General features: G+C 48.4%; 16 protein-coding genes. 3 read left to right on the top strand and 13 right to left on the bottom strand.

The features are described 5' to 3' along the window. The first annotated feature begins 606 nt into the window (after nucleotides 1-606). Together ACJ2PR_RS00080 and tnpA are read left to right on the top strand one after the other, a co-directional pair. Complete coding sequence (locus tag ACJ2PR_RS00080; protein ID WP_446875476.1) at nucleotides 607-879, top strand: hypothetical protein; 273 nt, start codon at nucleotides 607-609, stop codon at nucleotides 877-879. 157 nt (nucleotides 880-1,036) lie between these two features. Further along, entirely contained in the window at nucleotides 1,037-1,456 is a 420-nt protein-coding gene (gene tnpA, locus ACJ2PR_RS00075; RefSeq protein WP_446875475.1) for an IS200/IS605 family transposase, read from the top strand. A gap of 149 nt (nucleotides 1,457-1,605) precedes the next feature. Here the strand turns inward: tnpA and tnpC are convergent, their stop codons facing one another. Together tnpC and ACJ2PR_RS00065 are read right to left on the bottom strand one after the other, a co-directional pair. Next, complete coding sequence (gene tnpC / locus ACJ2PR_RS00070) at nucleotides 1,606-2,631, bottom strand: IS66 family transposase (protein WP_446875474.1); 1,026 nt, start codon at nucleotides 2,629-2,631, stop codon at nucleotides 1,606-1,608. A 6-nt stretch (nucleotides 2,632-2,637) separates the two neighbouring features. Next, nucleotides 2,638-3,072, bottom strand: coding sequence for a DUF6444 domain-containing protein (locus tag ACJ2PR_RS00065; RefSeq protein ID WP_446875473.1), 435 nt, complete (start codon nucleotides 3,070-3,072; stop codon nucleotides 2,638-2,640). Between the two features lie 248 nt (nucleotides 3,073-3,320). Here ACJ2PR_RS00065 and ACJ2PR_RS00060 point away from each other — a divergent pair, with 248 nt between their 5' ends. Further along, nucleotides 3,321-3,767, top strand: a complete 447-nt coding sequence (locus tag ACJ2PR_RS00060; RefSeq protein ID WP_446858437.1) for a response regulator — start codon at nucleotides 3,321-3,323, stop codon at nucleotides 3,765-3,767. Here the strand turns inward: ACJ2PR_RS00060 and ACJ2PR_RS00055 are convergent. From ACJ2PR_RS00055 to ACJ2PR_RS00005, 11 genes are all read right to left on the bottom strand, one after another. Continuing rightward, entirely contained in the window at nucleotides 3,752-4,492 is a 741-nt protein-coding gene (locus ACJ2PR_RS00055) for an HAD family hydrolase (RefSeq protein ID WP_446875472.1), read from the bottom strand. The two genes, ACJ2PR_RS00060 and ACJ2PR_RS00055, sit on opposite strands and share 16 nt — an antisense overlap. A gap of 86 nt (nucleotides 4,493-4,578) precedes the next feature. Further along, nucleotides 4,579-5,598 (bottom strand): 30S ribosomal protein S1, encoded by a 1,020-nt coding sequence (locus ACJ2PR_RS00050; RefSeq protein ID WP_446858435.1) that lies wholly within the window; start codon nucleotides 5,596-5,598, stop codon nucleotides 4,579-4,581. A gap of 210 nt (nucleotides 5,599-5,808) precedes the next feature. Further along, nucleotides 5,809-6,396, bottom strand: a complete 588-nt coding sequence (locus ACJ2PR_RS00045; RefSeq protein WP_446858434.1) for a Uma2 family endonuclease — start codon at nucleotides 6,394-6,396, stop codon at nucleotides 5,809-5,811. Nucleotides 6,397-6,650: 254 nt separating this feature from the next. Continuing rightward, nucleotides 6,651-6,827, bottom strand: a complete 177-nt coding sequence (locus tag ACJ2PR_RS00040) for a hypothetical protein (protein ID WP_446875471.1) — start codon at nucleotides 6,825-6,827, stop codon at nucleotides 6,651-6,653. Next, nucleotides 6,814-9,939 carry a DUF3987 domain-containing protein gene (locus ACJ2PR_RS00035; RefSeq protein WP_446875470.1) on the bottom strand — a complete coding sequence of 1,042 codons (3,126 nt, stop codon included), beginning with the start codon at nucleotides 9,937-9,939 and terminating at the stop codon, nucleotides 6,814-6,816. The genes ACJ2PR_RS00040 and ACJ2PR_RS00035 overlap by 14 nt, the downstream gene beginning before the upstream one ends. Beyond that, the gene (locus tag ACJ2PR_RS00030) at nucleotides 9,936-10,115 is read right to left on the bottom strand and encodes a hypothetical protein (protein ID WP_446875469.1); all 180 of its coding nucleotides are present in this window, start codon (nucleotides 10,113-10,115) and stop codon (nucleotides 9,936-9,938) included. Before ACJ2PR_RS00030 ends, ACJ2PR_RS00035 begins: the two co-directional genes overlap by 4 nt. Nucleotides 10,116-10,242: 127 nt before the next feature. Continuing rightward, nucleotides 10,243-10,446, bottom strand: a complete 204-nt coding sequence (locus ACJ2PR_RS00025) for a hypothetical protein (RefSeq protein WP_446875468.1) — start codon at nucleotides 10,444-10,446, stop codon at nucleotides 10,243-10,245. Nucleotides 10,447-10,951: 505 nt separating this feature from the next. After that, nucleotides 10,952-11,092, bottom strand: coding sequence for a hypothetical protein (locus ACJ2PR_RS00020; protein ID WP_446875467.1), 141 nt, complete (start codon nucleotides 11,090-11,092; stop codon nucleotides 10,952-10,954). Beyond that, nucleotides 11,089-11,337, bottom strand: coding sequence for a hypothetical protein (locus ACJ2PR_RS00015; protein ID WP_446875466.1), 249 nt, complete (start codon nucleotides 11,335-11,337; stop codon nucleotides 11,089-11,091). The genes ACJ2PR_RS00020 and ACJ2PR_RS00015 overlap by 4 nt, the downstream gene beginning before the upstream one ends. Before the next feature lie 341 nt (nucleotides 11,338-11,678). Further along, complete coding sequence (locus ACJ2PR_RS00010; protein ID WP_446875465.1) at nucleotides 11,679-13,346, bottom strand: hypothetical protein; 1,668 nt, start codon at nucleotides 13,344-13,346, stop codon at nucleotides 11,679-11,681. Nucleotides 13,347-13,406: 60 nt separating this feature from the next. Continuing rightward, nucleotides 13,407-14,002 (bottom strand): hypothetical protein (locus ACJ2PR_RS00005; protein WP_446875464.1); only part of this gene is annotated, 596 nt, incomplete at its 5' end.

The following is a 14,002-nucleotide window of genomic DNA, read 5'->3' as shown; positions in this document are numbered from 1 at the left end:
GACGATCGTACTTCTAACAATGATCACAAATACTCTTTTGAATCTGAGACCTGAAAAGCAGCAGACAAAGAAAGAGTGAAATTACTTATTCCGATGTAACTACTCAGGTTGAGGGATAGTCGGATTGCCCAAGAACACTTGCTTCAGTGCGTCTAGCACATTGAGGCAAGGCTTTAAGGTCAATGCGATCGAGATCGCTTTACGCTATTTCACAATTCGTGCAGAACAAACGCTCTAATTCGAGCAATGCCACATCTCAATTGCACGAATTTTTTCGTCAATTTTCAGATCTTGAATCACTTTGATATCAGTAAAGATAATATTTAAGTATCAGAAAGGCAAACGCTGTAGACTCTAAGAAAAGGGTAGTTCGGAACGTAAAAATCAGGGTTTAGGCGCTGATGACCAACGAAAAAATCAGAGATTTATCTGCCAACTCCAACTTCTCAGACATCCTCTAAAAGCTTTGATTAGGGCTATGTCGCAGTCCTAACTGCAATTCACCAATTTTTCAGCTTATTGGGAAATCTAAAGAAAAATAAGGAATTAATTTCTAGCTTTAGAAAAAATATAAAGTAAAACTACTGTGTCTAGGTGAAATTGTCTATGAGTGGTCTTTTTTCAAAAATCGTAGGTTCTGTTTTCAAAGATAGAGATAAAGAGAGGCGTGAACGTCAGCAGCAGGAGGCGAGAGAGATACTTGAAGCCGTGGAGCGTGTAGAGAGAGAAAGCGACGAGAAGCGAAAAAAAGAGCAAATAGAGAGTTTGAAAAAGGCTGGCTTGCTAGAAGATGCTCAACGCTACTGGAAAGCTCAGGAGGACAGTGAGAAAAAAATGGCTGAATATATGCAGAAGATCTACCGACGTGGAAAACCTTGAGAAACTGGAAGGTTCTTAGTAACTTGTCAGTAGCTCAGAAGGTAAGCCACTGGTTTTACCAGTGCGACTTGAACAGCTTTTAGCGTTTCCGGCGTTCCTGAGCGCGTGTAAAGTAACTCCCACGGTGGCTTGAACCGAACCGTAGGAGGATAAACACATGTCGGAATTGTATCAAAGCCTTTCTCACAGCAAGTGGGATTGCAAGTATCACGTGATTTTCGTGCCCAAGTATCGTCGAAAGACCATGTTTTTGGAGTTGCGGCAATATTTGGGGCCGGTGTTTCATGAGTTGGCGCGTCAAAAAGAATGCCAGATCATCGAAGGACATTTGCTGGTGGATCATGTGCATCTGTGCATTGCGATTCTGCCGAAACATGCCGTGTCGTCCGTGATCGGCTTTCTCAAGGGCAAAAGTGCCATTGCAATTGCCCGTCGATTCAAAGGCAAGCAGCGCAATTTTGAGGGAGAGAATTTCTGGGCACGGGGCTACGCCGTCTCAACCGTTGGATTTGAAGAGGAGGTGGTGCGTCGGTATATCCGAGAGCAAGAAGTGTTTGAGCAAAGTGGACGATTCTAATTGACTCACAGACACCTTCAGCAAGGACACCCGCCCTTGGGGCGGTCACATTCATCAAGCCACCAGCTTGGGGGTGTCTGACTTCAATTTTTCAACAGAGTACAAACTCTTGGTTGGCTTTTGCCAACCAAGAGTTTGTAAATAGGTAACTACTCAGGTTGAGGGATAGTCGGATTGCCCAAGAACACTTGCTTCAGTGCGTCTAGCACATTGAATCCCTGCTTCTTGAGCGTGGAAATATAGCCGCGAATGCGACCAAACATTTGCGCCCCTTTGACCGAGCGAAACCCACCGGAGATCTTCTGCTTCAATTTCATCATTCGCAAATCCCGCTCGGCTTGATTGTTATCAAAAGGAACGCGGAAATCGTGCATAAACGCCAACACCTGCGATTGGTGCTGTTGTAAGCGGTCGAGTAAGTTTTTGGCGGGCGATTGCTTTGGTCGTCCGCGCGATTTTACGGCATCCGGGGGTGATACCGGCGATGGATTGGCGGCCAGTCCTGCTGTTACGAGCATCGCATAGCGCTCCTCAAACCATTGCACGAGGTCTAAGTTGAGCATCGCTTCGCCTTGAGCTTTGGCATCGTCTACTTGCTGTTTGAGATCGCGCAGGAGGATGCTCATCTCTTCTGCCCAAACCTGCTGATAGCGCTCACAAATAAATTCGAGTTCGCGCAGGTGGTGAGCATTGCACAAGGCATGGTCGCACTCATACTGAGCATAGCTTTTCCAGCCATCATGCACACTGATACCCGCATAGTTCGGCACCAATGCCATCGCGTCAAGTGCTGCTCTGCCGCGCTTAGTGTGGACAAAGTAGAAGGTAAAGCCATCGGTACTGGCAACATGCAGCCACCACAATCGCCCCTTGACCCGCATTCCGGTTTCGTCGCAATGAATCACCTCTGAAGTGACAACTTGCTCGAAAATCCAATCTTCTATCGGTTCTAACTCGTCAAAACATCGTTCTCGACTCGTGTAGAGCGTTGCTTCTGACAACGCACAGCCAACCACATCGCTCAACAGTTCTTCGACCCGCGCCGAGGGCAGCAACTGGTAATCCAGCAAGTACACCATCAAGCTTTTGAGGCTGGCTCCATATTGCACCACACTGTTCACCCCGGCGGGAAACGCTCCTCGATTGAGGCTTTGACATTGGGAACAACATTTCACTTCGGCTCAATGTTCCGTCACGCTCAACTCAATCGCAGGAATGTCTTGGACTTGGCGTACATCCCACGATTCAACGGCAACTTCACGCAGCGAATTCCCACAGACTTCACAGGCTTCAACCGAGTGGACAATCACTTCGTCTACCTCAGATGACCACTCTAACGTTTGTCCCGGATGCCCGCTTTGTCCGCCACTGGATCGCTCACTCTTGCGCCGTTGGCTTTTCGGGTTCGGCTTGAACCCATCCCCTGACGGCGGTTTACTGCTATTGCGACTGTTTTTTGCTTGTTGGTTCTCTAACGCTTCGACTCGCGCTTCTAGCACCGCACTTCGTTGCACTAGCCCCTCGACCAGCGCAATCACCGCATCTTCGCCTTGAGCATAGATCGCACTGATCTCGTCTCGACTGATTGCCACTGTTTTAGGAGTCAGGTCGCTCAAGGGGCTTGTCTCGTCAAAACTTTGAACCTTCTAAAATCTGTTGCTTGCACGCTTTCTCGCAAATTCTTACAATCTTTTAACCTGAGTAGTTACATTCCGATAAAGAAACTGTTAAGAAAAGATAAACATCTCTTGCCACAGCCTTGAAATCTACCTTGAGTGAGAGATCTACAGCTTAGATAAAAACTATACCTAGTTAGAGACACAATACGGTTCGTTCTTATCCCCTTTCAATATCTTTTTTAACGATGCCACCCCACAGCTATCGAATTCTTATTGTTGACGACGTTGCAGATAATCTATTTCTGCTGCAAACCGTCTTAGAGACAGAAGGCTACCTCGTCGAGTCTGCTACCGATGGCACCAGCGCTTTAAATCAGTTTCAAGCCTCTCCACCAGATTTGGTGCTGCTTGACATTATGATGCCAGGGCTAAACGGCTATCAGGTCGCACAGCGCATCCGCCAGTCTTCCTGGGTGCCGATCGTCTTTATGACTGCCCACGATGAGTTGTCTACCCTTCCCTACTCTGAGATTGGGGTCAACGATCTGATTCGCAAGCCGATCGACTTTGATGAGTTGTTTAAAAAAATTCAGGGGTTTGCCAGAAGCGCCACTGAGCCACCCAAGCCCCAGAGAGCTTCTGAGCAACATTTTTTTGACTACTACAGGTCACGCACTCACGCCCAGGCTTGAATTTCGTCAAACTGATCAACTACGACGCTCGCATCAGTGAGGCTATTTCGGCGGGTTCCTCCCCAGGTGACCCCGATCGCAGCGATCGCGCCTCCTCGACGGGCAAGCTGCATATCGGCTTGAGAATCTCCGATGACGATCGTATTTGCCGGGGAGACGCTCAAAGCTTCGCAAGCCATTTTTAACAGTTGAGGGTCGGGCTTACTGAGTCCGCCTGATGTTCCCATTTGTAATTGCAGATAGGGCGAAATTCCAGAATAGTCGGCAAAATCTCGCACATTTTCATCACTGTCAGCCGAGAGAATTCCCAGCCTGAGATCCAGAGCGGCTAAAGACTTGAGCAAGAATAACGCTCCCTCAAACAGGGGAGTTAGAGACGCTTTGCGGGGCAAGGAGCGATCGGCTTCCTCAAAGACAGACTGCGCGATCGTTTTAGAATCGATCCAGTTCAGTCCTGTTTGGGCGATACAGACTGCCGCCGCGAGTTCATTTTCGAGTCGAGTGCCGACGGCCATCAGTCCAGCGGGATCAAGTTGACCTTGACGCACACCAAACGCCTCCAACAAAGCAGACTGCACATCGGGAACCTGGAGGTTGATCAGATGCGATCGCCGCTCTGCCAAAACTTTGAGAAACTGCTGAGAATCGGCCAGCGTCCCATCTTTGTCAAACAAAATCGCCTGAACATCCGAGAACACATTCGACCCACAGTGAACGATCGCCAAAACTCACCCCCAAAATTAGTCAAAAAACGGTCAAAAAAAAGAGGGATTGCTCCCCCGTCTCTAAAGTCTCAAATCAAACGCCTGCCTTATTCTTCTTCAGTCGCTGGAGGCAGATCTTCAATTTCTTCAACTGCATCAGGCACTTCAACGTCGATAGGGGGTTCAACGGCTACCTCGATCGCCGCTACTGGAGCCGCACCACCTTGCTGATTGATTTGCATCTGTTCACGATATTTAGCAGCCATTTCCTCGGCCTTCTCGTAAACTACGGTGGGGTTTTTCACCATATCACCGGGTTCTGGCTCAAGCTGCTTAGTCGAAAGCGAAATCCGACCGCGCTCTGCATCGAGATCGATAATCATCACCTTCACTTCGTCGTTGACGTTGAAGACGCTGTGGGGCGTGTCGATGTGATCGTGAGAAATTTCAGAAATGTGTAGCAAACCGCTCACGCCGCCGATGTCGATGAATGCACCGTAGGGTTTGATGCCGCGCACTGTACCGATCACCACTTCGCCCACTTCCAGACGATTCATCTTGCGCTCAACCAAAGCACGACGATGGCTGAGAACCAGACGGTTGCGCTCTTCGTCCACTTCTAAAAACTTTAGAGGCAACTCTTCGCTGACGAGTTCTTCTTTGGGCTTGCGGGTGCTGATGTGAGAACCAGGGATAAAGCCCCGTAGCCCTTCGATTCGCACTAGGGCACCGCCTCGGTTTGTGGCAAAGACAATCGATCGCACCGTTGCATCTTCGGCTTGAAGTTGGCGCACTCGCTCCCATGCTCGCATGTATTCGATCCGACGAATCGAGAGGGTGAGTTGACCATCTTCGTTTTCGTCTGCGAGGATGAAAAATTCGCGGGTCTCGTTGGATTGCAGCACTTCTTCGGGGCTATCAATCCGGTTAATCGACATTTCCTGAATGGGAATATAGGCAGCCGTTTTGGCCCCAATGTCAATCAGAGCGCCTCTTGGCTCTAAACTAAACACGGTACCAGCCACCACATCTCCAGGGCTGAAATGGTAGTCGTATTTGTCGAGTAGCGCCGCAAAATCTTCGTGAGTAAAGCCGACATCAATAGCTAACGTGTTCTGATTGGCCATGCTAATAGTTTCCCAGTGGTATCTCCGTAAAAAGTTCGCCTCCTGCCGATGCGTATGCACACAAAATTGTGCAGCCTACACCTCACCTCTCTCACATTTTAGTGCAAGAGATTTGTTTGGACGGATCGAGAGTTCAGAAGCACTATCATAACGCACCCCGGTTCTCTCTACACACCAGAGTTTTCACTTCTTTTTGCAAACATTACGGGGCTATGTCGCAGTCAAAATCTCATCCACCGTCAGCGTCAATTTTGGAAAAGTAGCGGAGAGAATACGATCGTTGCCTCTAAACTCACTGCCCTCATAAAATTCCTCGACCAGTGTGAAGACAGTGATTTTGCTCTCTAGAGGATCGACCACCCAATATTCTGGAATGTCGCGAAAGTTGTATTCCAGCCGTTTTGCTCGATAGTCAACGGTTTTGGTTGATTCACTGACCACTTCTACTACCAGTAAGGGGGCCGCTTCGTTTAGCTCGATCACGGCCTCACGGTTACGTAAAGTTTGCCACTGTTCTAATGGAATCACGGTTACATCAGGAATTCGAGACGTATCCCATCGGTAGCCACGGGGAATCCGAATGCCAATGACTGCCTGACGTGCGACCCAGGGCAAACTCGATCGCTCAATTTCTGCACTCAACTGCTTCTCAATAAAGTGAATGACTTCTCCATGTTGTCCGCTACCAAGACTCATCGGAATCAGTTCTCCATTGACCAGTTCATAGCGGGTGTCAGTGCCATCGTCGTATTTAAGATAATCCTCGAAACTGAGGCGCTGTTGGGTGGCGAGGGTCATCTCGATCGCTCCTGGTACTTGCGAAGGTCACTCTACGTTGGAGAACTTTACGTTGGAGAAGTGTTACTCAAAATCAAAGGCTGTACTCAGTCAGAACCTAAGCGGGTAGCGAGAATCGAACTCGCAACTAATGCTTGGGAAGCATTGAGAAAATGTTGATATGTAAGGCGTTCAAGCTTTGTAGTTTAATCTTACGCCAAACTTACGCCATAAACAGTCGTTTTTGGGAAATTTCAACCTTTCACCATTATGTATTAGCGCGATCGCCTGTCTTTTTGCCAGCGACCTTTTTTGTACTGAGAAAACGTCGTCAGCATTTTCTTGGCACCTAACAACAGCTTTGCCGCACCAGGGCGATAGGCGATCGCTTCAATTAAACGATGGCACTCTCCCTTCAGCGCAGCCACCGACAATTCTTCAGGCAGGGGCATGATCGATCGCCTCTAAGAGAGAAACATTTGCAGGTAGTATCCAATCGCTCATTCGCCAGAGGCATTCAGGTTTGCCATCCTGGGGCACGATAAAGCAAACTGCACCGTCTGCTCTTACGCCTTCAACCATGAAGGTGCGATCGCGAAGTTCTGATTGGCTGGTGCCGACATATGCGACGCGATCGCCTCTTCTCAAAACCTGACCTTCATCTGGCGAATCAGTCGGTTTATCAGATTCTTTATTAGAAAAATCACCGACAATCACCGACAAATCTTCAACGCCTTCCATAGCAAGGTTTTCAATTGTCGGTGCCCCACCGACAGCCACCGACAAACCACCGACAAAATGGTTGTCTTCAACGGCTTCTACTTCAGTCAGGGCAACCACTTCAGCATTTGTCGGTAGCTGTTCTTGGTTTGTCGGTGCATCACCGACAAAATGATCAATTGTCGGTGATGCGTTGTCACTGACGGGCACCGATCGCTTAATCGACCAGCGCATTCTTATACCTGAACCCTCGATCGAGCCGTAGCCTAATTTGACTAGTTCGCCAAAAATACGGCGGATGGCATCGACCTTGGACTTCTTCAAAACGTTGCAGCCCCGTTGAACATCTCTGGCAGTGAGTGACCCCTTGCGTTCGGACAAATCGATTAGGGCTGCGTAAACAGGCGATGTGTCAATCTCGTCAAACTGTCCATAAATTGATCTGATTTGGTCGATCGCTAACTTAGAGATTTTGACCGCCTTCTCGATCGTGGCTTTCTCAATTTGCCGTGGCGGTTCGATGCCCCTGACCGCAGACTCCAGTAGATGCAGGCACAAAGCGATCTTGCCAATTCGCCCTTCGGTTTTGCCAAACACCGATCGCAGTGCAGGGTTGCTTTCCTCTTCGCGCCGCTTTTCCAGCGTGTTGTAGCACTTCTGGAAGTACCGGAAAGCTTGGGGATTCAATGTATATTCAGTTGCGGCATAGCGCGAAATCACGTAGTAGATGCTCTCTAAGATTCCTGTGAGGTCAAAGTCGCTGCTTTCGTCCGGTAGGCTACTCGCAACTGTCGGTTGCTGAATGAAGAAAAATCGCGCCCAACCACCGTTGGCATCCTCACAATCACCTAAAAGCTTTCTCAGGACTTGAGGTTGAATCGCACCCAGAATGCCGAAATTCAAAGAATCGACATCATCCTTAACCCCATCAGTTCGCAGGACTACACCACCAGAACCGTCGTAGAAGCTCAGTAGATCTTCAAAATCAGAGCCTTTCCGATACTGATTGAGACTTTTGAAATAGCCTGCTAGTTCGTCGCTAAAGCTCAATAGCCCTCGGTGAGGAACTCTCGTGGCTTGACGTAGGATCGATTCACCTGTCGCTTTCGTGTAGTAGTAAATAGGCAGCGCTGGCTCTTGCTCCTTAAACTCCTGTTTCTCCACCTCGGCTGCTTTCTTGCGAGATTCCCAATCTTGATGTTTTGCTTCAAACTCGGACTTGTCGATCTTTGCAAGTTCTCGCAACGGGTCTTTAGAAATTGCCTTAAGAACTGGACTCTTCTTTTGGCTCGACTCTGCGACGATCGCGGTGAATATGTTAGGCGTGACCTCGAAGCCGATCGACCGTTGCAGAACCAACTTTGTCCCATTTTGTGCAAGAGATCCGATAGTCGTCACCATCGTCATCAGGTAAAGTTCTGGCCTCAAATTTTGCCATTTAGCAAGTTGGTTCAGAGGACTTGCAATTTGAGCAGGCAGCACCTCATCCAATTGCAGTTCTGACTTTTGGGCAGACAATAGCTGATCGATCTTCTGTGTCTGCTCAAGCTTGAATTCTTCGGAATCTTCCTCAAAAGCTTCTACGTGGCTTGACCAAAGTGACTCAAATTCGCGCTCCGAAAGTGTACTTTGCGATCGCAATTCAATTTTCTCTGTCTGCAAGTCAGGCTGGTTGAGGTTTTGACTCAGCAAATGCCTAATCTTGTCGCCTATCGATCGAGCGGAAAGAGGCGGGAAATCGACAACATTGGAGCGCAGATTCGCTTGAGCCAGCAATGGTTTCACCTCGTTTTTGTTTTCAAATAGTTTCTGAAATTCAGCCCATGTCAACAGTTGAGCAAATTCGATTTCAACCGAGCTTGTCTCGTCAACGTCGCTCTGCTGTTTTGCTTTCTGGCCCCACCACGCAAAAAGTAGCTCGTAACCTAGCGCTCGACAGAGTTCAAACGCCCGCCAATACTGAGTGATAATTTGATTGTTTTGGACTGATCCAGCGTCAGGATAAAGAACTGCCGTTTTTGAAACGTCGCATAAGAATTCCAGCGCTGATTTGATCTGACTTTCTGACCCTGCGAAATTCCCCCCAGAGCAGCCGATCACAACCTTTCCGGTACGTTGTGCCGCAAGAAACGGCTTGAAACCTGTCCCCTCACAAAAGGCGATTCCAGTGGGTTCACGGTCGATCGGAAAATGGACAGCGATCGGCTGTTCGCCATCAGCATTATCCAGATTGTATGGATTCTGCTTGCTCGAACAGTTCCCGTAACGCCGCCCGTCTAACGCTTCAGTAAATCGAATCGACAGCCCGCGCCACTGCCCCCGCTCGTCACAAATTGGAAAATAGATGCCATCTGCTGCCGCCGGCAAGGATTGCTCCCCATTTGCAAACGTAATGATGCCAGGCAAATCACGGGGAACCTGAATCGTCAGCATTTGCCCCTTCCGATAGCTTCTAGCGCCAAATAGCTCAATCTCGCGATCGCTCATGCGGCGCACAGACTTCAGATACTCGCGATCTTCAGGCGTTAATTCGAGTGAGCCGACGATCGCCCGATACCAGCGATCGCGCTCCTCAACAGACATCGTTGTGACCGGTGCTGGTTTTTCCCGCTTGCGATCAAGGTATGCAGCGCGATCGAACGTCGCTCCAGTATCGGGTACAAACTGCTTCCATAGCCCGTCTCTCGTGAAACCTAAATCTTTCCATCCGGGGGCAAAATCACTCGTCATGCACAGCACGAGAGGCTTATCCGTGAAGGTGCGACACTTGCCGCCAACGTCACCACACACGGGGCACTCGCGCCCTTTATTCGTGGGAAGTGCTTTCGATTTGGGGTAATTCATTCTTTGTCCCCCAAATCCGACTCTGCAATTTGTAGCAGGCGATCGACCAGTAAAGATGCACGATCGCTGTATGGCAAGTAGGTCAGCCCTGTCGCACCCCAACCGGATAGCTGCCTCGATAAGCTCTTGATTGCTCTAGCTGATTGCGCTATAATGTGCCCGTAATCGTTAATCATTGCCCTCCAAATGTCGATGAGTCTTAGCCATTCGTACTTTGGTTGATTGATGAGTTAGCCCCTGAAAAGCTCTGCCTGTCAAGCGACGAACTTTTCAAAGTAAATAAATCAAAACAGGTCGAGGTGTTTAAGCTACTTCGACCTGTTTTTTTGCTGAAACTTGGTTTGAGTCACGGGATCTCAAATATTCTCGAAGGATTTGTCGGACGAAAGACGCAGGTCTAACACCGATTGATTCTGCCTCTAACGCCAGCGCTGCAAAGTCCACTTCATTGAGCGAAGCGGTAACTTTGACATCTAAAGGCAGGCTCTCCGATCGTGGTCGCACCATCTACTTACCTCCTCGATAAGTCCATTAAAAAACCTAAAACCTGAATAAATCAACGCAATAGCGTAGAGAGTTCTTTACTTACTGGCTGGCTTGCGGCCCTTCATTTGCAATTGATTGCAAGGCAGACCCGCTAGAAAAGCGTCGATCGCTTTTTGGTGTTCGTGGCGGTCATTTCGATGGATTGCCCAGTCTTGAAGCAAATCGAGGTTGTACTTAACTACCCTGGAATTCCACCGAAAAAAGTGAACTCCTTCAATCAACCCTGAAGCTGGGTCGAACCTGTATCGTTTCAGTGTTGACGCGCTGCAAGCAAGTACTTTAGTAGCTTCTTTGCGACTTCCTAGCTTCATAGTTATGACTAAATATAGGTGGAATTGACCCAAATTAATCGAAGGAAGCCCAATAAAACAACGCTACTTTTATGAAGATTTTTTGATACTAAAACATCATTGAGCAAGTTTGAATTGGAGCGAGTCAAATGCGCCAAACTCCAATTCAAACTTGCTCAATTATTTTTCTGTTTTGCGACCCTGTAGAGTGGCTCTTTTCTGAGAATCTTCTTAATGGGTGGAAGTGCGATTGCCTCTGCTTCTGGTAGCAGTTCATCGATCGGTATTCGATAACCTTCAATCTTTTTGCGCTTCATAGATTGCCCTCCAAACTGAGATATCCCGTGATGATTTCCTCAATTGATTCGTATGAGCCAACCCATTCAAGTGTAGCGATTGCGGGGTATTTCATCTCTCTAGTTTTGTAGCGGTGAGGGAACTGCACGATCGCTTTCACCTTCCAAATTTGCCTTTGATAAGGGAACACTTCACCAACCAAGGGAAATGCACTGAAGCCTAGCAAGAACGTCCCCTGCGACTTGATAACTTCGGTTGCAGACATTTTATCTCTAACCTCATTTGGTAGATTGCAGACGCAAGAAACGTAGACTCTCGTTTGCTTGAGTTTCTGAATGTTGATAGACCATTGAATCGGCTCTAATTCGCTCATTGTTGAGTGCCTAACTAATAATTTGATGGGCAGTTTGTAGAAGGTGTCGATTGAGGTGTCTAAAGGTGTCCGTTCGTGTGTCCGAACAGGTGTCCAGGGTGTCTGGGAAGGTGTCTAACAGGTGACACCCCTTGAGTGTCCGTAGACACCGGGGTAGACACCCCGTTTTTTTGGTGTCTAGACACCCTGGACACCCTAGACACCCTGGAAGCCATTAATGTTAGAAAACAGGACTATCTAGGGATAAACTTTTCACCGTCCCATCTACCTTCATCAGATATTGCTAATATTTGAAACGCCTTGATGATGAAGGCGTTACCATACTGTCTAAACTTCTTGTTCGCTTTCTTGACTGAGCTAACATTCCAGGCGGCAACGTCGGTTCTCGATTTGATGTAGCTACCAAGATCGTCAGCAACTTTTAGGATTGTGCCAGCGACCTCTAGGCTCATTTCCTCCTCTTCATGTGGAGGTGTGACAGTATCCGAATTCCACATTTTATTGAGTTGATCAACTGGATTAGATGTTTCACTTTTAGATGAAGTCTCAGCAGGTTTCTCTTGAGTGTTTACAGCCTGGCTTCTTCTAATAACTGAATCAGGCAATAGAGAGATTAAAAATTCTTCAGTTAACCAGGAGGGAATCTGTCCCTCTTCTGTGTTGCCATCAAGCCATTTAATTTTGAATTTACCCGTTGGTTTCATTTCGTCCAGTCCATCAACACCCGTCACTAATTCCCCGATCGTCTCGACACGAACCGTAGAACTTAAAAATACTGTGACGAGTCCCTTAGTGCCTGGTAGAAATGCTTGAGTTTCACCATGCACGATGAACACGGGATACTCGCCATGCTTGGTAGCTTCTCTCAGGCTGGACGTGATGATCGCCGTTAGTGATTCTCCATCCATTACTCTGTCAAACAGTCCGAACTCATCCCACACGGTTGTGATTGAGGAGCGATCGCCATTCTCAATCCGCTCCGACATCGCATTTAATTGAGCCGCGATACCTGTATAGTCGCGTTTGTTATTCTTCCATCCCACTACCTTAAAGACGCTTGGGTAGGGATTCTCAGGCTCATAGTGAGGCGTGGAGGCAATGACACTGTGATTCTGAAGCAGCAACATTCTCAGCAGGGCCATCTTTTTAACCAGCGTCGTTTTCCCGGTTCTCTGAGTACCGACAGCGCGAATCGGTTGAGACTTGATCAGCCTGAGCAGACTGGGGCACTCAACTTTGAGACGGTCTAGCAGTTCACTTTTGTTGGTTGGTGAGTTGCTGGCAGCGTCCGGCTGGCTAAATTCAGGAGTCGGCTGAGTTTGTACGGGTGAAGCTGGGGACTCTCCTAACACGGGCTGAGGAGTTTGCGTGGTAGAGGCTGAAATCTGCTTCACTCCTAAATTGCGAGTCAGCGATTTGTAGGCAAGCGATCGCTTCTCCGCAGGCTGTTCTAAGAGCCACTTCGAGACGCGATCGGGGTTCGTCGCAAGCAAGCGATACTCTTTAGACTCTCTGGGTGAGAGATAACTTTCAGCCCGTGCAATGTCGTCAGCATCCTCTCTTTTTGAGTGCCCCGTCGCAGCCAGCCCAACCCCTGAAAGCAAATCCCCGAACCCTGTTCTGACCAGTGGGAAGAGCGCGAATTTATGCGTCTGGTGAAAGTCTGAGGCGACTGAATACAGATAGGCGATCGCGCCCATTCCCGCAAAAACGGCAGTCACGGGGGTCGCTAGAACAAATCCCGTGATGACCATAGCAGCACTGGAAATCTTTGCAGCCTCAATCTCTGCACAGTTGCCCCCGGCTTTCACCTCCAAATCCTCTAACCTCATCTCCAAAGCGTCATGGATCTCACCCTTTCTGAGCAATTCATCAAACGCTGTCTCGTTGAAATTTTCCATCCTTCCATTCCTGCAAATAAGAAGGGCAAGGCATGACACCCTACCCTGTTGCTTGTTGAATTAGTTGACAACTTCAGTTTTTGGATACTGCCTGAAGTGGCGTTTTGCATCCTCGATCGCTTCTAAAAAGAACGTTGTGATTAACTCTGCGGCAAAGACCGAAATCAGCACCCAACAGATGTTAATGAAGCACTGCCAAACACCGTTTAGAGGATTGATTGGGAAGTTTCTAAAAGCAGTTGAGAAGTCAATCAGGTAAGTCAAAATGATGACCGCTCCCTTAGCCTTCACTGCCTTCATCCCTGCACTGTGGTAGACCTCTGCTTTATGGTGTGCATAGTCAATTGCGTCGTCTGGAGTCTCTACCATGCGGTTTTTGGCAGCTTCCTCGGCTTCTTGTCTCGCCATTGCAATATTCACGTCCCGCAAGACTTTCGCCTGGACTGCGTTGATCGACAAACTCAGGATTGCTGCAATCCAGAAGGTTGAGGTGAATAGCGCAGCGTAGAGGTTGTTTAAGTTGGCAGAGTCACTAATAAATGGCTTGAACAGAAATGAGGGCAGAGAGGTATCTGAACTCTGCCAGTAGCCTTCTATCGATACCAAGTAGAAGTAAACCGTTGCAGCCCCAAACAGGATCGTGTTGCCTGGTACTG

The sequence above is a fragment of the Phormidesmis sp. 146-33 genome, from assembly GCF_052939515.1.
This window is presented reverse-complemented; position numbering and strand designations above follow the sequence as displayed.

Bases quoted from the DNA above. Each gene is read 5' to 3' on its own strand.
- tnpA (WP_446875475.1), top strand. From the start codon at position 1,037: ATGTCGGAATTGTATCAAAGCCTTTCTCACAGCAAGTGGGATTGCAAG.
- ACJ2PR_RS00040 (WP_446875471.1), bottom strand. From the start codon at position 6,827: ATGCCCCTGCCTGAAGAATTGTCGGTGGCTGCGCTGAAGGGAGAGTGC.
- ACJ2PR_RS00020 (WP_446875467.1), bottom strand. From the start codon at position 11,092: ATGAAGCGCAAAAAGATTGAAGGTTATCGAATACCGATCGATGAACTG.
- ACJ2PR_RS00015 (WP_446875466.1), bottom strand. From the start codon at position 11,337: ATGTCTGCAACCGAAGTTATCAAGTCGCAGGGGACGTTCTTGCTAGGC.
- ACJ2PR_RS00030 (WP_446875469.1), bottom strand. From the start codon at position 10,115: ATGATTAACGATTACGGGCACATTATAGCGCAATCAGCTAGAGCAATC.
- ACJ2PR_RS00060 (WP_446858437.1), top strand. From the start codon at position 3,321: ATGCCACCCCACAGCTATCGAATTCTTATTGTTGACGACGTTGCAGAT.
- ACJ2PR_RS00045 (WP_446858434.1), bottom strand. From the start codon at position 6,396: ATGACCCTCGCCACCCAACAGCGCCTCAGTTTCGAGGATTATCTTAAA.
- ACJ2PR_RS00035 (WP_446875470.1), bottom strand. From the start codon at position 9,939: ATGAATTACCCCAAATCGAAAGCACTTCCCACGAATAAAGGGCGCGAG.
- ACJ2PR_RS00010 (WP_446875465.1), bottom strand. From the start codon at position 13,346: ATGGAAAATTTCAACGAGACAGCGTTTGATGAATTGCTCAGAAAGGGT.
- ACJ2PR_RS00025 (WP_446875468.1), bottom strand. From the start codon at position 10,446: ATGGTGCGACCACGATCGGAGAGCCTGCCTTTAGATGTCAAAGTTACC.
- ACJ2PR_RS00050 (WP_446858435.1), bottom strand. From the start codon at position 5,598: ATGGCCAATCAGAACACGTTAGCTATTGATGTCGGCTTTACTCACGAA.
- ACJ2PR_RS00080 (WP_446875476.1), top strand. From the start codon at position 607: ATGAGTGGTCTTTTTTCAAAAATCGTAGGTTCTGTTTTCAAAGATAGA.